Source organism: Amycolatopsis pithecellobii, from assembly GCF_009707865.1.
Lineage (GTDB): Bacteria > Actinomycetota > Actinomycetes > Mycobacteriales > Pseudonocardiaceae > Amycolatopsis_E > Amycolatopsis_E pithecellobii.
In genome coordinates this window covers 1-17,686 of the sequence record NZ_WMBA01000107.1, presented here as the reverse complement: position 1 = coordinate 17,686, position 17,686 = coordinate 1, and the positions used below count along the sequence as shown (strand labels likewise).

11 protein-coding genes are annotated in these 17,686 nt (G+C 69.4%); 3 read left to right on the top strand and 8 right to left on the bottom strand.

The annotated features are described in order from the left end of the window. A partial coding sequence (locus GKO32_RS36740) for a hypothetical protein (RefSeq protein ID WP_154761518.1) occupies window positions 1–1,522 on the top strand: 1,522 nt, incomplete at its 5' end. Between the two features lie 12 nt (window positions 1,523–1,534). Here the strand turns inward: GKO32_RS36740 and GKO32_RS36735 are convergent. The 6 genes from GKO32_RS36735 to GKO32_RS36710 all read right to left on the bottom strand — a co-directional run bounded on the left by GKO32_RS36735 (window position 1,535) and on the right by GKO32_RS36710 (window position 10,436). Continuing rightward, a complete protein-coding gene (locus GKO32_RS36735; protein ID WP_312869234.1) occupies window positions 1,535–2,725 on the bottom strand; it encodes a DNA polymerase III subunit delta' in 1,191 nt (396 codons plus the stop codon). A gap of 42 nt (window positions 2,726–2,767) precedes the next feature. After that, complete coding sequence (locus tag GKO32_RS36730) at window positions 2,768–4,834, bottom strand: bifunctional MFS transporter/dTMP kinase (protein ID WP_376766040.1); 2,067 nt, start codon at window positions 4,832–4,834, stop codon at window positions 2,768–2,770. A 171-nt stretch (window positions 4,835–5,005) separates the two neighbouring features. Beyond that, window positions 5,006–5,503, bottom strand: a complete 498-nt coding sequence (locus GKO32_RS36725; RefSeq protein ID WP_246245305.1) for a hypothetical protein — start codon at window positions 5,501–5,503, stop codon at window positions 5,006–5,008. A gap of 120 nt (window positions 5,504–5,623) precedes the next feature. Beyond that, window positions 5,624–6,388 (bottom strand): ESX secretion-associated protein EspG, encoded by a 765-nt coding sequence (locus GKO32_RS36720; protein WP_154761517.1) that lies wholly within the window; start codon window positions 6,386–6,388, stop codon window positions 5,624–5,626. Window positions 6,389–6,443: 55 nt separating this feature from the next. Next, window positions 6,444–9,200 (bottom strand): type I DNA topoisomerase, encoded by a 2,757-nt coding sequence (topA, locus tag GKO32_RS36715; RefSeq protein ID WP_312869231.1) that lies wholly within the window; start codon window positions 9,198–9,200, stop codon window positions 6,444–6,446. Between the two features lie 312 nt (window positions 9,201–9,512). Beyond that, complete coding sequence (locus tag GKO32_RS36710) at window positions 9,513–10,436, bottom strand: LysR family transcriptional regulator (RefSeq protein WP_312869229.1); 924 nt, start codon at window positions 10,434–10,436, stop codon at window positions 9,513–9,515. 120 nt (window positions 10,437–10,556) lie between these two features. Between GKO32_RS36710 and GKO32_RS36705 the strand changes: the two genes are divergently transcribed. Beyond that, window positions 10,557–11,519, top strand: coding sequence for an NADP-dependent oxidoreductase (locus GKO32_RS36705; RefSeq protein ID WP_154761516.1), 963 nt, complete (start codon window positions 10,557–10,559; stop codon window positions 11,517–11,519). A 32-nt stretch (window positions 11,520–11,551) separates the two neighbouring features. On the opposite strand, the gene GKO32_RS36700 is transcribed toward GKO32_RS36705, so the two are convergent. Continuing rightward, entirely contained in the window at window positions 11,552–12,151 is a 600-nt protein-coding gene (locus tag GKO32_RS36700; protein ID WP_312869228.1) for a hypothetical protein, read from the bottom strand. A gap of 121 nt (window positions 12,152–12,272) precedes the next feature. Next, window positions 12,273–14,564: a sodium-translocating pyrophosphatase gene (locus GKO32_RS36695; RefSeq protein WP_154761515.1), complete on the bottom strand. Its 2,292-nt coding sequence runs from the start codon at window positions 14,562–14,564 to the stop codon at window positions 12,273–12,275. Between the two features lie 238 nt (window positions 14,565–14,802). Here GKO32_RS36695 and GKO32_RS36690 point away from each other — a divergent pair. Beyond that, a partial coding sequence (locus GKO32_RS36690) for a DNA 3'-5' helicase SftH (protein ID WP_312869227.1) occupies window positions 14,803–17,686 on the top strand: 2,884 nt, incomplete at its 3' end.

Here is a 17,686-nt window from a genome sequence, read left to right as displayed (position 1 = left end):
GCCACCCATCTCGGCGCCGTCCGGGCCGCAGCCGCTCGGGCATGCGGTCGGGGACGCGGCCGCCGCGCTCGGCGTGCTGCGGCTGCTGCCCAACACCGTCGACACCAGCACGATCCTGCCCGGCTACGGCCAGACCCTGCCCAAGCAATCCGTGCTGGAGGCAGGTATGGGCCTGTCGAGCGCGCAGGCCAACTCCGAGTCCTACCTCAGCTACGAGCGCGCTATCGCCCAATCCTCGCCACTAGGGCTGGCCATTGCGGGCAACGCGCCGCAGACGCCGGGCAGCCTGGTCCAGACCGCCTTGCCGGACAACGAAAAAGGCCTCACCGGCGGCTTCAACGCGCCCCAGAATCCCCTGCTCAACGTGGGACTGCTGAACGGGAACGCGCACGCGCGGTGGAGCCCGACGCTCGGGCCGTGCGTCGGCACGATCGCGGACGCCGGCACCTCCATCGCAAGCCTCTCCCTGCTCAACGTCATCCCGTCCATGCCGAATCTGCCCCTGTCCGACCTCAACGGACTGCCGAAACTGGCTCAAGGTTTCGACGCGAGCAAGGGCCTGCAAACGCTGGGCGGGTTGCTCGCCGGGGGCGGGCAGACACCGGCCGACGGCACCGGCTCACTGCTGAGTCTGCCGAACACACTGTCGTCCCGGTCGGTGATGCAACTGGTCGATCTGCCGAACTCGAAGAACAAGGCCGTCCAGTCGGTTTCGACGCTGCAGGCCGCAGATATCGAGATCCTCAAGGGAACCCCGCTCGAGCTGTCGCTGAAAGTCGTCAGCCAGCCGACGCTGAAAGTCACCTCGACCGGCGACAAGGCCACCTCCAAGGTCGAATACACCGCGCCCGTGATCACCATCCAGCGGGGCGACCAGGTCCTCTACACCCTCGACGCCAACCACCCCACCAAGGACATCCCGATCGGGCTGCCCCTCGAGCAGCTGTCGCAGCAGTTCGGCGCGCTGGCGAACCTGCCCGTGGTCGGCGGCCTGTTCACCACCGCCACCGGCCAAGTCCAGCAGGTCACCGACACCGCGGGGAAGGTGCTCGACCTCGGCGTCCTCCGGCTGAGCATCGGCGAGCTCAACCAGAAAGGCCAGCAGCTCGACACCCCGTTCGCCGGCTACCAGCTGGGTGCGTCGGCGCGCATGCTGGACCTCCAGGTCCTGCCGACCAGCGGGCTGAAAAACCTCCTGCCCGCCGGCTCGGCGGGTCCGCTGCCGTCGTCGCTGGCGCAACTGTCACTCGGTGAGCAGATCGGCCGCGCGTACACGCCGAGCGGCGGCGTCGTGTGCGGCAGCACCAACCCCGTGACACCGGCGGGCAACCCGGCGCCGGGTGTGCCACAGAAGCTCGCCTACACGGCGGGCGCGTACTCGGCTGTGCCGCTCTTCTGGACCGGTGCGGCGATGTTGCTGGCAGGGGTGCTCCTGGTGGCCGCGGTGCCCGGCCGGCGCCGCAAGCCCGTCGTAGTCAAGCCCTCGCCCGTCGCCAAGCCTTCGCCGCGGCCACGCTCATAGCGGATTCGCGCCTCAGCCGTGGCGTAGCGCGGTCACCATCGCTTCCACCGCGATGCGCGGCTTGACGTTGAGCAGAATCGCCTCACGACAGGCGAGCACCGCTTCGAGGCGCCGCAATGTCGACTCGGGTGTCCACGTACGCGCCGCTTCCTCCGCGTCGGCGGCATGGTCAGGGTGGTTGAGCACCGCTTTCGCGCCGCTGCCTGTGACCAGCACGTCCCGGTAGAACGCGGCCAGGTCGACCAGTGCGAGGTCCAGCGTGTCCCGCTGGGTACGGGTCGCGCGGGACTTCTGGCGTTTCTCGAGCGCCTTCACCGCGGCTTCGGCCGCACGCTTCGCGCCGGCCACGCCCTTGCCGGTCGCGTCGCCGCCCATCGCGTTGCGCAACTCGGCCTTCTCGGCGTCGTCGCGGACCTTGCTCTCCTCGCTCGCATCACCCTCCGCTGCGGCGATGAGCTCGTCCGCGCTGGCAAACACGTCCGCCGCGCGCCGCAGGCCGAGCGGGATGCGCAGGACCGTTTCCCGTCGCGTACGCGAGTGCTCGTCCGTTGCCAACCGCCGCGCGCGGCCGACATGTCCGCCGCAGACCGACGCGGCCCAGTGCGCCAGCTCCGCCTCGACCCCGTCCCGCTCCACCAGCACCCGCGCGATCGCTTCCGGCGCGGGCGTGCGGAGGTTGACGAGCCGGCAGCGGGACCGGATCGTCACCGAGACGTCCTCCGGATGGTCCGATGGCGCGCACAACAGGAAAACCGTGCGGTCGGGCGGCTCCTCGACGGCCTTGAGCAGCGCGTTCGACGCGCCCTCGGTGAGCCTGTCGGCGTCCTCGATGATCACCACCTGCCACTGCCCGGTGGACGGCCGGCGCGCCGCCGCCTGCACGAGCGCCCGCATTTCGGCGACCGAAATCGACAGCCCTTCGGGGACGACCAGCCGCACGTCGGCGTGGGTGCCGTGCAGCGCGGTGCGGCAGCCCGTGCATTCGCCGCAGCCCATGCCGGTGGAGCACTCCAGCGCCGCCGCGAAAGTCCGGGCCGCCACCGAGCGGCCCGACCCCGGCGGGCCGGTGATCAGCCAGGCATGCGTCATGCCTCCCGCAGGCACAGGTTGCCCGGCGACGATCTTTGCCGCGGCGTCCGCGGCGGCGGAGAGCATTTCGACCGCGGGCTCCTGCCCGACTAGCTGGGACCAGACCGAACCCACTGCGCCTCCACTGCGAATTCCGTGCTCCCCCAGTGTGGCGTATCAGGACTCGACGACCTCCAGCGGCGCGAGCCCGGCATGCCGGGAGAGCAGCACGGCCTTCACAGCGGTTTGCACCCGCTCGGTGACCTCGTCCTCGTCACCGTCACCGTCTACCACGACGTAATGGTCCGGGTCGGCCGCCGCCATTTCGCTGAGCAGGCTCTGCACCCGCCACTGGTCCTTGATCGAGATGGGGCCGGCTTCCGCGTCACCGGGATGGGCGTCGAGCAGGACCGTCACGTCCGGCCGCAGCCGTCCCGTCGCCCAGTCCGCGAGGCCCTCCAGTTCCTTGGCGTCCAGCCCGGCGATCGCCGACAGGTGTGCCAGCGGAGAGTCGACGAAGCGTTCCATGACCACGATCGAGCCGACGTCCAGCGCGGGCTGCACGTCACGTTCGACGATGTCGGCACGCACCGCCGCGGCCGCCAGCGCCCGCGCCCGCGCGCCCGACAGCGACGCGCCGCTGATCAGCTGCGCGAGGCGCTTGTCGTCCAGGGCGGGATCGGCGGCGAGCACGACCGGGCGGGGCCCGATCGACCGCAGCCAGTCGACGAGCCGAGTCGCCTGGTTCGCGGTATCGGCGGCCGTGGTGCCTTCCAGCGCGATGAGCAGGCCGTTCACCCGGCGCGGGCGGCGGCGGATCACGTTGCGCAGGTCGGACATGATCGTCTCGGCGCGACGCGAGTCCATCTGCCGGTAAGCGATGACGCCGACGACCGCGGCCAGGATCCCACCGCCGAGCATGACGGGCCGGGTGCCGTCGATGATGATCGGGCTGCCCCACACCTGCACCGTGCGGGGCTTGGTCAGGCCGATCAGCAGGGGCACGATCGCCGTCGACCCGAACACGATGATCTTCATCATGGACTGGTAGATCGCGTTGATCCGGCCCCGGATCGCGTCGTCCACCTGCGAGCCGATGATCGTGACGCCGGTCAGGAACGCCGCCCCGGCGCACGCCCCGACAATCGCAACCGCCACCAGCGAAACCGCCAGATGCGGGGACACCGCGACCAGGATCAGCGCCAGCCCCGCCAGCACGATCGAGAGGCCGAACAAGCGGTCGTGCGGAAGTCGCCGCGCCAGCTTGGGCGCGCCACCCATCCCGGACGCCAATCCGACGAAGACCGCGACGAGCAGCAGACCCCAGGCAGCGTCGCCGGCGAGCAAGCTCGACGAGTACGGCTTGGCCGAGCCGACCACCGCGCCACCGGCTGCGAACGCGCCCGCGGCGCCGATCAGCAACCCACGGATCAGCGGTGTGCTGCGAACGAACGTCGCGCCGTCGCGGACCAGCGTCAGCAGGCCGCCCGAGGATTCGGCCTCGGACTTCGGTGCCGCCGCCACCGGGGCATGCACGTTCCGCCTGGACAGCTCCGGGATGCGCGTGATGATCAGGATCGCGCTCGTCAGGTACAGCAGCCCGATCAGCACCACGATGATCTTCGCGAAGCCCAGGTCGCCGAACAACGACGCAGGCAGGTGCAGCGTCGGCCCGATGCCGGTGATGATCGTGTAGATCGCGCCGGCCGACAGCACCGCCAGCCCGTAGGTCATCACCAGGCCGAGCTGGTTGGCCGTCTCCACCTGGTCCCGCCTGCGCAGCAGGTTCGGCACCGCGGCGTCCTTCGACGGGATCCACGCCATCGCACTGGCGCTCGCCAGGAAGTTCGCGGCGTAGAGCCACCATCCGGTGCCGACGAACGCGATCGACATCACGAACCCGCAGCGCAGCAGGTCCGCCACAAACATGATCTTGCGCCGGTCGAAGCGGTCGGCCAGCAGTCCGCCCAGCGGGGCGAAGATCAGCCCCGGCAGCAGTGCCGACAGCAGCACCCCGGTGAACGCGAAGTTCTGGGCGGTGTAGTTGTGCGTCAGCTTGGTCGCCAGGCTGGTGACCCCGAGGATGGTGAGCCAGTCCGCCACGCTGCACAGGTAGGTGACGCCCCAGAGCCGGCGGAACGGCCGGATCGCCAATACCGACCGGGCGCGGTGGATCGTCGATCCGTCGCGACCGGCCGGCTTGCTTTCGGCCTCTGTCTGCACGACCTCGCTGATCCGACCCACCCCACTCGGTTGCCCGTGGTGCCGGTGTACTCCCCCTGGCGTTTGCCAACACGTCACCGGACCGGTGTGGCCAGGGTAGCTCCGTGGGGTGAGGCGCGGCCGCTTCGGGATGGTGAGTCGGGTGAAAGTGCCCGGTCAGACACCGTGTCGCGATAACCGGCGCACCGGCACCTAGTGGAACAGGCCGGAAATACTGCTGATCAGGCTTGACAGGAACTCGATCGCGACGACCGCGTACAGGATGCTCAGCAGGGCCGCCACGATGATCGCGGTCGAGCCGCTCGACGGTCGCCGGACTTCGCCCACCTGCGGCAACCGCGGCATGCGCAGCTGCGGTCGCCGGAACGAGGCCAGGCTCGGCCGGGCGCGCTGCCGCGGCAGCATCCCGAGCGGTGGGCTGGGCGGGATCGGCTCCGCCGGTATACCGGGCGGGGTGGTGTCGAACGTCGGGTCCGCCGTGAACTCGCCACCGGACCGCTGCGTCTCGGACACGGACGCGTCGGCGAACTCCGGTACCGCACGCGAATCGGGTCTCACCGGCGAGGCGACCTTGGTCAGTGTGAAGTCGTCGTCCTCGTTCACCGAACCGGACAACGCGTCCCCGAATGCCACCGGCGGCAACGCGCTCTGCGTACCGTCGCCGAAGTCGGCGTCGTCCTTCGCAGGCATCACTACTCCCAGTCCTCGGCCGGCCTGTGCACGCGCAGGCGTCCCGTCCAGCGTAGTCGGCATTTCGTCGGAAGCATTGGCCCATCCGGGTTCTGCCAAGATCACGCAGCGCGAGCAGGATCAGCCACATACCGGCTCCCGAAGTGCCTGCATGTGATGCCGGATCCAGCTCGCGACATGTTCTCCCGTCGCGGGCGCGAAGTACAGCGACCAGCGTCCGTCCTGCCCGATCGTCGTGCACACCAGGTATCGGCCGACGTCGGTGTCGAACAGGACCATCGCGCCGCGTGGATACCCGGCGACGATCTTGCCGCCGATCATCAGATCGAACACCATCGTCGCCAGCCGCGGCCGGGCAGCCAGCGCCCGCAACTCGGCGACCCCAGCCGAGGAGATCCTCCCGAGTCGGTCCGCCGGAATCCGGACCAACTCGCCGGGCCCGGCCTCGGCCGCAGGTAACCGCCTCGCCACCTGCTCGGGCAACCGCCTGGTGCAGCCGGCTCGGACCTGCCGGTCCGTGTACTCGAGGATCGCGCCGGCCTGGTTGTCACCGAAGAAATGCATCCGGAACGGCTCGAGCCTGCCGGCGAGCACGCCCGTGACGGCACCGCGGACCGGCCCGCGCCGAATCGCGCGGAACAACACCCCGCCCTTCGGCGTCAACGTCCCGTCACGCGAAAGGCCGAGCGAACCGAGCGCCGCATGCCACCGTGTATGCCGCTCGGCCTCCTCGACAACGCCGGCCACCGGCGGGCCCATCGGTAGTTCCGGATCACCGTCAGGGTCGTAGTAGGTACGCACGGACAGCCGCCGAACCGGCGCCACCGGCCGCACCACCTCGTCGACGAGTTCGAACACGGTCGGGGTCCGGGTCACATCGCTCATGGCAAGCAGTGTGCACCCGACCACCGACAGTTTTCGTCGAACGCCTGTTCGGAGGCTATTTCTTCGCGGCTGCCTTCTTGCGTGCCGGTGCCTTGCGCTTCGGCGCCGGCCCCTTCGCCCGCTTCTCGGCCAGCAGTTCGGCCGCCCGTTCCGCGGTCAGCTCCTCGACGCTGTCCGCCTTGCGCAGGGTCGCGTTGAACTCCCCGTCGGTCACGTACGGCCCGAACCGGCCGTCCTTGACCACCATCGGCTTACCGGACACGGGGTCGTTGCCCAGCTCCTTCAGCGGCGGCTTCGCCGCGCCCTGCCTGCCGCGCCGCTTCGGCTCGGAGTAGATCTTGAGTGCCTCTTCCAGCGTGATGGCGAACAGCTGGTCCTCGGTTTCGAGGGAGCGCGAGTCCGTGCCCTTCTTCAAGTACGGCCCGTACCTGCCGTTCTGCGCCGTGATCTCGTCGCCGGACTCGGGGTCCTTGCCGACCACCCGCGGCAGCGACAGCAGTTTCAGCGCGTCCTCGAGCGTCACTGTCTCGATCGCCATCGACTTGAACAACGAACCCGTGCGGGGCTTCGGCTTCTTCGCTTTGCTGTTCTTCTTGCCCTCAGCCGGTTCCTCGATCTCCGGCAGGATCTCGGTGACGTAAGGGCCGAACCGGCCTTCCTTCGCCACGATCTCGTGCCCGCTCACCGGGTCCGTGCCCAGCGCGCGCCCCTCCTGCGGGGTGGCGAACAGCTTCTCCGCGATCTCCGCGGTCAGCTCGTCCGGTGGCAGGTCCTCCGGCAGGTTCGCCCGCTGCGACGTGCCGTCGACCTCGCGTTCCAAATACGGCCCGTACCGGCCGACGCGCACGTACACCGTGCGATCGGCCTCGTCGTTGAACAGCGGAATCGAATTGATCTCCCGCGCGTCGATGTCCTCGACGCCGGTGCCGACGAGCTTCTTCAATCCGCCCAGCCTGCCGATCGACCCGTCCACACCCATGTCACCGCCGAAGTAGAACTTCGACAGCCACCGCGTGCGCTGCTCGTCCCCGGAGGCGATGCGGTCGAGCTCGTCCTCCATCGCGGCGGTGAAGTCGTAGTCGACCAGGCGCTCGAAATGCCGCTCCAGCAAACCGACCACGGCGAACGCGACCCAGGACGGGACCAGCGCGGAACCCTTCTTCCACACGTAACCGCGGTCCTGGATCGTGTTGATGATCGACGCGTACGTCGACGGGCGGCCGATGCCCAGCTCCTCCAGCTTGCTGACCAGGCTCGGCTCGCTGTAGCGCGGCGGCGGCGAGGTGGTGTGGCCATCCGGCGACATCTCCGTCGCCGCCAGCGCCTGGTCCTTGGTCAACTGTGGCAGGCGGCTCTGCTTGTCGTCCGCGTCGCCGCCGGTCTCGCTGTCGACTGCCTCGACGTAGGCCTTGAGGAAACCCGGGAACGTGATCGTGCGGCCCGATGCGGAGAACACGCACTCCTCGCCGGTGGCCGCGGTGCCGATGATCCGGACGGACATCGTGGTGCCCTTGGCGTCGGCCATCTGGGACGCGATGGTGCGCTGCCAGATCATCTCGTACAGCCGGAACTCGTCGGCCTGCAGCTCGCCCGCGACCTGGCCGGGGGTCCGGAAAACCTCACCGGCCGGCCGGATCGCCTCGTGCGCCTCCTGCGAGTTCTTGACCTTGCGCGTGTACTGCCGAGGGCTCGGCGAGACGTACTCGGAGCCGTACAGGTCCGTCGCCTGGCTGCGGGCGGCGCTGATCGCCGTCTCCGACAGCTGGGTCGAGTCCGTACGCATATAGGTGATGTAGCCGTTCTCGTACAACCGCTGGGCGACCCGCATCGTCCGCTCCGAGGAGAACCGCAGTTTGCGGCCGGCTTCCTGCTGCAGTGTCGACGTCATGAACGGGGCGTACGGGCGCCGCGTGTACGGCTTCTCCTCGACGCTGGAGACCTTGAAGTCCCGCTCCCGCAACGCTTCCGCGAGCCGGGTCGCGCCGGCCTCGTCGAGCACGCGGACCTCGCCTGCCGAGGACTTGAGCCGCCCGTCGGGGCCGAAGTCGCGACCCGTGGCAAGGCGGGCGCCGTCCACGTTGATCAGCCGCGACGGGAAGGTGCGCGGTTCATCGGAGCCCGCAGCGGACTTCTCGAACGTCGCCGCGATGTCCCAGTACGACGCGGACGTGAACCGCATCCGCTCCCGCTCGCGCTCCACGATGATCCGCGTCGCCACCGACTGCACGCGGCCTGCCGACAGCTTCGGCATGACTTTCTTCCACAGCACCGGCGAGACCTCGTAGCCGTAGAGGCGGTCGAGGATGCGGCGGGTCTCCTGCGCGTCGACGAGATCGGCGTCCAGGTCACGGGTGTCGGCCGCGGCGGCGCGGATGGCCTGCTCGGTGACCTCGTGGAACACCATGCGGCGCACCGGCACTTTGGGCTTGAGGGTCTCCAGCAGGTGCCACGCGATGGCCTCGCCCTCGCGGTCGGGGTCGGTGGCGAGGTAGAGCTCGTCGGCGTCCTTGAGCAGACTCTTGAGCTCGGTGACCTTGGTCTTCTTGTCGGGGCTGACCACGTACAGCGGCTCGAAGTCGTGATCGACGTTCACGCCGAGCCGTGCCCAGGCTTCGCCCTTGTACTTGGCAGGCACGTCCGCCGCGCCACGCGGCAGGTCGCGGATGTGCCCGACCGAGGACTCGACCACGTAGCCGCTGCCGAGATACGGAGCGATCTTGCGGGCCTTGGTGGGCGACTCGACGATCACGAGCCGCCGACGGCCGGCGCCGTTCGTCGCCTCGCTGTCGGTCTTTTTCGTCCGTGCTGCCACGCTGTCCGCTCTCCGCTCGTTCCATCGCCGCCCGCGACGCTTTGTTCAACCAGCCAGTGTGCACGCTGCGAGCCGGTTCTGTCCGTCCAGGTGACGCAACACGCCGTCGTTCCTGTGTGAAGCGCATCGGCGCCACGCCTGGCGGCGTTTCCTTTTCCACACCTAGCACGTGACGCTCGACACGTGCTCCGCGGGGTCGTTCGGTGACCGCTCAACAACGCCACGGAACCGGCCCCCTCAGGCCGCCGTCACGGCCCTGACCTGCGGCCACACCGAATCGGCGGCTGCCGCGGGTGGGGCGTTGTGTCCAGGTCAGGCGTTCGGGATGGCGGTGAGCGGGCGGATGGCGTCGCGGACGCAGTCGCGAAGCCAGCGTGAGGAGGGGTCATCGTTGACGCGACGGTGCCACCGCAGTTCGACGTCGGCGGTGGGCAAGTCGACCGGGACCTCGTGATGGCGCAGAGGGACGCCTCGGTTGACCAGGTGCGTGGCTGTCACGCGCGGCACGAGACAGATGACGTCCTGCTCGAGAGCCATTAGTGCGCCCACAGCATAGGTGGGCACGACCGCCACGACGTGGCGGGAACGCCCGATCCGCTCCAGGGCGTCGTCGAGCGGACCGCGGGCGAGGCCGCGTCGCGAGGCCGAGACGTGGGGCACGCGGCACAGGTCATCAAGGGTCAGTCGCGGGGCCCGGCCCAGCTCCGAATCGGCGGCGACGGCGGCGACGAAGTGGTCGGTGAACAACGTCGAGGCGAGGACGTCGGGCGGCGGCGGGCCCGCGACCGTGACGTCGAGGTCGATCGAGCCGTCCCGCAGCGGGTCCGGGTCCTTGGCGTCCTGGCGGACGAACCGCAGCCGGACCTCGGGCGCCTCGTCGGCGATCCGGCGGGTGAGGCGCGGGGCGAGGACCGGCACGAGGCCGTCGTTGAGGCGGATGGAAAAAGTGCGGCGCCAGGAGCGCGGGTCGCTCCCGGCAGGCTCGGTCCGCAGCCGATCCGCGGTGTCGAGCAGTGCTTTGACCGTGACGGCCGAGCGGAGCGCGAACGGCGTGGGAACCAGGCCGCGACCTGCCCGAACCAGGATGGGGTCGTTCATCACGCGCCGCAGCCGGCTCAGCGCCCTGCTGGTCGCCGGCGCGGACAGGCGCAGGCGCACCGCGGCCTCCTTGACGCTACCGGTGTCCATCAGCGCGTCGAACACCCGCAGCAAATTGAGATCCAACTCCTCCGCCACAGCCGTCCCCACTCGTGCGTCTGACGCAAGTACTCCGTACCAACAATGCACTGGGAATTATGCCCAAGCCGACCAATACTGGGTTTCGAGAATCCTTCACCTAAGAAACAGGAGTTCGTCATGCCCAGGATCGTGCGACCGACCGCCTACGGCCTGCCCGAGGTGCTCACCGTGGTCGAGACGCCCACCCCGCACGCGGCCGCCGACGGCGTGGTCGTCGAGGTCAGGGCTGCCGGGGTCAACCCGATCGACTGGAAGCTCTACAGCGGAACTTTCCACGCCGTGGAGGAGGACCTCAAGGACGCCGCCGGGATCACCGCGGGGATGCCGTCGATCGGCCTGGAGTGCGCGGGGGTCGTCACCGAGGTCGGTGCGGACGTGACCGGTGTGCGGGTCGGCGACGAGGTCATCGTGTATCCGGTAACGGCCGCCTACGCCGACTACGTCACGGCCCCGGCGACCTCGATCTTCAGCAAGCCCGCCAGTCTGGGGTGGGCCGAGGCCGGGTCGCTGATGCTGGCCGGCACCACCGCGGTCCACGCGCTGCACGCCGCCGGGGTGGCGGCCGGCGACACGGTGCTCGTCCACGGCGGGTCCGGCGGGGTCGGGCTGATGGGCGTCCAACTGGCCACCGCTGCCGGGGCGACCGTGATCGCCACCGCCGCCGAACGCAACCACGCGTTGCTGCGTGAACTGGGCGCAACCCCCATTGTCTACGGCCCAGGGCTCGCCGACCGAGTCCGCGCCGCCGCGCCGCAGGGCGTCAGTGCCGCGGTCGACTTCGCCGGTACCGAAGAAGCGCTCGACGTCTCGCTGGAGCTGGTGGCCGACCGCACCCGCATCGCCTCGATCACCGGGTCGCCGCGGCGCGCCGCCGCCGGCATCAAGCTGCTGGGCTACGGCCCGGGGCAGGATGCAGGCGCCGAAATCCGCAGCGCCGCCCGCAGTGAGCTCATCGACCGCGCCGAGTCCGGCGCCCTGCGCGTCGTCGTCGCCACCACCTTCGCGCTCGCCGAAGCTGCGAAGGCCCACGAGGTCGGTATCGCCGGGCACGCTCCCGGCAAGCTCGTGCTCATCCCTTGAGCAGCGGCAGGCCGGTTGCTCCCCTACGAAGATCAGGGCGTGGTGCGCACCGTCAACTGCTGGCAGACCGGCGCATGCGTGACCGCGAACTCCAGGTCGGGAACGGCATCGAAACCGGCGAGTAGGTTCAGCTTCGACACCTCGTCGAGCGGCCCGCGGGCTTCGCCGAGCGTGTCCTGGTCGATCCTCGGAGCCGCACCAGCCTCGTCGAGATGCTGCTTCGCCACGGCGGCACGCGTACGCACCCCTGTCAGCTTCGCGACCGTCTCGGCGCGTGCGCCGTCGGCCTCCGGGACCGGGGCGGCAGGCAGCGTTCGCAGGCCGGTCACCGCCTTGTCGAGCCCGCTGATCATGGAACCCAGCAGGTCACTCGAAGTCTGCACGGCACGCCGCGGGGTGCTCGGGTCGACCGTCGGCATCGTCGCGAGCCCATCGACCAAGGACCCGACCGCGATGCAGTAGTCGTTGGTCCAGCGGGTGACCGCGTCCTGCCGTTGCACCTGCCCCTGGGAAAGTCCGGGACCGCCGGTGTGGATCTCGTCCTGCTGGCGCGTCGGCGCCTGGCCGCAAGCCGCCAAGCCAAGGCAGAGACCCGTGATCATCGCCAGGGAACCGATCTTCCCGGGTCGCACGCGAACACCTCCCCGACTGCGGCGGTCTCTCTCGACGGTACCCACCCGGTTGCACTCTGCAAACCCTGGGCAGGCAACGGGCCCGCCGCGTCACCATGCGGCGGGCCCGTCCTGTTGGTACTCAAGCGGTTTTCGCAGGCTCCTGCTTCTCCGCCGGGGTGTCGGCAATCACGGTGCTACGCCGCTTCGACACGACGACCGCGACGACGATCACCAGTACCGCGACCAGCGCGATCGCCAGCCGTACCCCGAAGGATGCGTCCGGGCCCACCGAGAACTGCACGATGGCGGGCGCGATCAGCACGGAGACCAGGTTCATCACCTTGATCAGCGGGTTGATCGCGGGGCCGGCGGTGTCCTTGAACGGGTCACCGACCGTGTCGCCGATCACCGTGGCGGCATGAGCTTCCGAGCCCTTGCCGCCGTGGTTGCCGTCCTCGACGAGCTTCTTCGCGTTGTCCCACGCACCGCCGGAGTTGGCGAGGAAGATCGCCATCAGGGTGCCGGTCGCGATCGCACCGGCCAGGTATCCAGCCAGCGCACCCGTGCCGAGGCCGAAGCCGACGGCGATCGGGGCGAACACCGCGAGCAGGCCCGGCGTCGCGAGCTCGCGCAGCGAGTCCCGGGTGACGATGTCGACGACCTTGCCGTACTCGGGACGGGTCGTGCCCTCCATGATCCCGGCGATCTCGCGGAACTGGCGGCGCACCTCGTACACCACCGCACCCGCCGCGCGGGACACCGCGTTGACGGCCAGACCGGAGAACATGAACACCACCGCGGCGCCGATCATGACGCCGACCAGGGTGTTCGGGCTGACGATCGTGTCGATGAACGACTTCACGCCGCCGGCGTTCGCGCCGATGCCGGACAACGCCTTGGTGATCGAGTCCTGGTACGACCCGAACAGCGCCGTCGCGGCGAGCACCGCGGTGGCGATCGCGATGCCCTTGGTGATCGCCTTCGTGGTGTTGCCGACCGCGTCCAGCTCGGTAAGAGTCTGCGCGGCGGCCTCGTCGACGTCGCCGGACATCTCCGCGATGCCCTGCGCGTTGTCCGAGACCGGACCGAAGGTGTCCATCGCGACGACGACGCCGACGGTGGTCAGCAGACCGGTACCGGCGAGCGCGACGGCGAACAGCGCGATCGCACCGCCCAGCAGGTAGGCGCCGAACACAGCCGCGCCGATCACGATCGCGGTGTACACGGCCGACTCGAAGCCGACCGAGATCCCGGACAGGATCACCGTCGCCGCACCGGTTTCCGAGGTCTTGCCGACGTTCTTCACCGGGCCGTGCTCAGTGCCGGTGTAGTAGCCGGTCAGCCGCAGGATGAGGCCGGCGAGCACGATGCCGATGATGACCGCGACTGTGGCGATGACCGCCGGGTTGCCGTCGTTCGCGTACTCCTGGCCGAACTCGGCGAACGTGGTGGGCAGGAACACGAACGCGGCCACCGAGCACAACACCGCCGAGATGATCGCGGAGATGTAGAAGGAGCGGTTGATCGTGACCAGGCCGCCCTCGTTCGACCGCGCCCTGGTGATGTACACGCCGATGACGGCGGTGATCACGCCGATGGCGGGCACGATGAGCGGGAAGATGAGCCCGGACGCGCCGAACGCGGTGCTACCCAGGATCAGCGCGGCGACCAGCATCACCGCGTAGGACTCGAACAGGTCCGCCGCCATACCCGCACAGTCACCAACGTTGTCACCAACGTTGTCGGCGATCGTCGCGGCGTTGCGCGGGTCGTCCTCGGGGATGTTCTGCTCGACCTTGCCGACCAGGTCGGCGCCGACGTCGGCGGCCTTGGTGAAGATACCGCCGCCGACACGCATGAACATCGCGATCAGCGCGGCACCGAACCCGAAGCCCTCCAGCACCTTCGGCGCCTGGCCGGTGTAGGCGAGCACGACGACCGCGGCGCCGAAAAGCCCGAGCCCCACGGTGAACATCCCGACGGCGCCACCAGTGCGGAACGCGATCCGCATCGCCTTCTCGCGGCCGCCCTGCTCACGGGAGGCGGCGGCGACACGCAGGTTCGCACGGGTAGCCAGCCACATGCCGGTATAGCCGATGGTGAACGAGAAAGCCGCGCCGATGAGGAAGAAGATCGAGCGTCCGATACGCTCGTTCCAGTCATCCGCCGGAAGCGCGAACAGCAACACGAACACGACCACGCCGAAGATCGACAGGGTGTTGCGCTGCCGCTTGAGATAAGCAGCCGCCCCCTCCTGCACCGCTTTGGCGATGTCCTGCATCTTGGCGGTGCCCTGGCCGGTGGCCAGCACCTCCTTGAGCAGGAAGTAGCCGATGACGAGTGCGATCAGGGCGACCACGGCGACCACGCCGGCGATGGCGTAGTCACCTCCGGAGAGCTTGAGGCCCTCCGCGAGGAATTGCCGGGACATCCGTCCTCCTGGAAACGTCGCCTTGCACCAGCGACGACCTCACCGCGGACAGTGATGCCGACGCTGGCATGGGATATGCACCACAAGTGGTGTCAGTTTGCCGGAGTGTATTGGTAGAGCTTCCGCCACGGTCAGGCCGTCCCGCAACGATCACGCAGCGTGCATGTGAGTCTGCTCACTGTTCATGATCGTCAGGCACTTTTCCGAAACTGTCGTACATGTGTGCGATCCTGGTTCGGTGGCAGAGATCGAGCAGGCTCGGCGACTGCTGCGCCGCGCCACGGCCGGAATCCCGGAGTCCGCGAACCCGGTGACGCATGTGGCCGAGCAGCCGGCCCGGGCTGCCCGGTGTGCCGAATGGCCTTCCTGGGCCGACAAAGGTGTCGTCGCGGCGCTGCGCAAGTCCGGAGTCGAGCAGCCGTGGACCCACCAGATGGAGGCGGCCACGCTGGCGCACTCGGGGCACAACGTCGTGATCTCGACGGGTACGGCCTCCGGGAAGTCGTTGGCGTATCAGCTTCCCGTGCTGTCAGACCTAGTCGAGGACGAGCGAGCGTGCGCGCTCTACCTGTCGCCGACCAAGGCGCTGGGCGCAGATCAGCTCCGCGCACTGTCCTCTTTGGACATCGATGGCGTGCGCGCGGCGACCTACGACGGGGACACTCCGATGGCCGAGCGTGACTGGGTTCGCGCGCACGCACGGTGGATATTCACCAATCCCGACATGCTGCACCGCGGCATCCTCGCGGCACATGCGCGCTGGTCGCGGCTCTTCCGGAAGCTGTCGTACGTGATCGTCGACGAGTGTCACGGCTATCGCGGAGTGTTCGGTTCGCACGTGGCCCTGTTGTTGCGTCGCTTGCAACGGGTCGCCCGGTACTACGGGTCTTCGCCGGTGTTCGTGCTCGCGTCGGCGACGACGGCAGAGCCTGCGGGGTTCGCGTCGCGCTTGATCGGGCAGGAGTGCGCGGCGGTGGTCGACGACGCTTCGCCGCGTGGTGCGCGAACGGTCGCGTTGTGGGAACCGCCGCTGCTGGAAGACTTTTCCGGAGAGAACGGCGCACCGGTGCGCCGTTCGGCTGGTGCGGAGGCCGGTCGCATTCTCGCGGACCTGGTCGTCGAGGGCGCACGCACGCTGGCCTTCGTGCGGTCGCGGCGCGGCGCGGAGCTGACCGCGCTGGGCGCCCGGCGGATTCTGTCCGAAGTGGACAGTGAGCTGGCCGGTAAGGTGGCAGCCTACCGTGCGGGTTACCTGCCCGAGGAGCGGCGGAAGCTGGAGCGCGCGCTGCTGTCGGGGGATTTGCTGGGCGTGGCAACGACGAACGCGCTCGAGCTCGGAGTTGACATCGCGGGGCTGGATTCCGTTGTGCTGGCGGGATATCCGGGCACGCTGGCGTCGTTCTGGCAACAGGCAGGGCGCGCGGGGCGTTCGGGCGATGACGCGCTCGTAGTGTTCGTGGCGCGGGATGATCCGCTTGACACGTACTTGGTACACCATCCCGCGGCGATTCTCGATCGGCCGGTGGAGACCGCGGTGCTCGACCCCGCGAACCCGTATGTGCTGGCGCCGCAACTCGCATGCGCGGCGGCGGAGTTGCCGTTGACGACGAAAGAGTTGGACGTCTTCGGCGGTGCCGCGGCGCGCGAGGTGCTGGAAACGCTGGTGGCGGACAAGTTGCTGCGGCGCCGGCCCAGCGGATGGTATTGGACGTCGCGGGACCGGCCGCAGTACGAGGTCGATATCCGCGGTTCGGGCGGGGATCAGATCGCGGTCGTCGAGGCGGACACGTCGCGGCTGCTGGGCACGGTGGATCCGGGTTCGGCGTGCACGACGGTCCATCCCGGGGCGGTGTATTTGCACCAGGGTTCGTCGTATGTGGTGGACGAGCTGGATCTGGAGGCCGGGATCGCGCTGGTGCACGCGGAGGATCCGGAGTGGACGACGTCGGCGCGGGAGGTCGCGGACATCAGTGTGCTTGCGGTGCACGAGCGCGTTGACTACGGCGGGGTGACGGTGTGCCTTGGCGATGTGGCGGTGACTTCGCAGGTGGTCGGTTACCTGCGGCGCCGACCGTCTGGCCAGGTGCTGGATCAGGTGGCGCTGGACCTGCCTGAGCAGAAGCTCGAGACCCGCGCGGTGTGGTACACGATTTCGGACGAGCTTCTCGAAGCCCCGCCCGGAGCATCGACGGCGCGGGGCAATATGGAAACCGTTGTGGGGCAAGGGTTGACGCGCGCCGGCGACGTCAGCGAGAGCGGGGTGCGGAGGGTTCGGGATGGCACGCTGCCGACATCAGAGAACGGCGGTCCGCCGCTGGGCGGGAGCGGTGTGACTCTGGTGGGCGGGAGCGGTGTGACTCTGGTGGCCGGGCGCGGCGGATCGGTGGTCGGCGCGCCGGCGTTGGCCGGGGATGGTGGGACGTTCGTGGCCGGGGACCGCAGGCTGTCGGCGGCCCGAGATGGCGGGCCGTCTCGTGGCGGAGATGGCGGGGACCCCCCGGCGGCCAAGGGCAGCGGGTCGTTGGGCGCCGGGGACGCCGAGATGTCCGTGGATGGGAATGGCGGGCCGCCCCCAGCCGGAGATGGCCAGGGGCCGCTGGTCACTGACGGCGGCGGATCGTTGAGCGCCGGAGACCCCGGGCTGTCTGGGGCTGACGATGGTGAGTGCCCGCTGGCGGCCGAAGGCAGCGGGTCCTCCGGGGCCGGGAGTGGCGGGCCGCCGACAAGTCAGGGTCCCGGGACGCGAATGGCTGAAGGCAGCGGGCGGCTGGTGGGGGAACGCCGCGGGCGGCCGGTGGCCGCAAACGCTCGTCGGCCGGTTTCCGGGGATGGCGGGCGGACGGTGGTCGTGAACGTCCGCCTGCCCGTAGCCGGGAACGGCTCGCCTTCGGTGGCCGGGAACGGTGGGCCGCAAATGCGAGATGCCGGAGAGTCGCCGGTAACCGAGAATGGCGAACCTTCGGTGACCGGCAACGGCGATTCCCTGGCGGCCAACGAAAACGAGACAGCCACAGTCGGGCATGGCGGGTCGTCGGGCGCTGGGAACGGCGATTCGGTGGTGGGTAACGAAAACGAAGCAGTCGCCAGCGGGCGTGGCGGGTCGCCGGTGACCGGGGGCGGGT

What these genes read in the sequence shown, in the direction of transcription:
- GKO32_RS36695 (WP_154761515.1), bottom strand. Translation starts at nt 14,564, where the DNA reads ATGTCCCGGCAATTCCTCGCGGAGGGCCTCAAGCTCTCCGGAGGTGAC.
- GKO32_RS36720 (WP_154761517.1), bottom strand. Translation starts at nt 6,388, where the DNA reads ATGAGCGATGTGACCCGGACCCCGACCGTGTTCGAACTCGTCGACGAG.
- GKO32_RS36725 (WP_246245305.1), bottom strand. Translation starts at nt 5,503, where the DNA reads ATGCCTGCGAAGGACGACGCCGACTTCGGCGACGGTACGCAGAGCGCG.
- GKO32_RS36705 (WP_154761516.1), top strand. Translation starts at nt 10,557, where the DNA reads ATGCCCAGGATCGTGCGACCGACCGCCTACGGCCTGCCCGAGGTGCTC.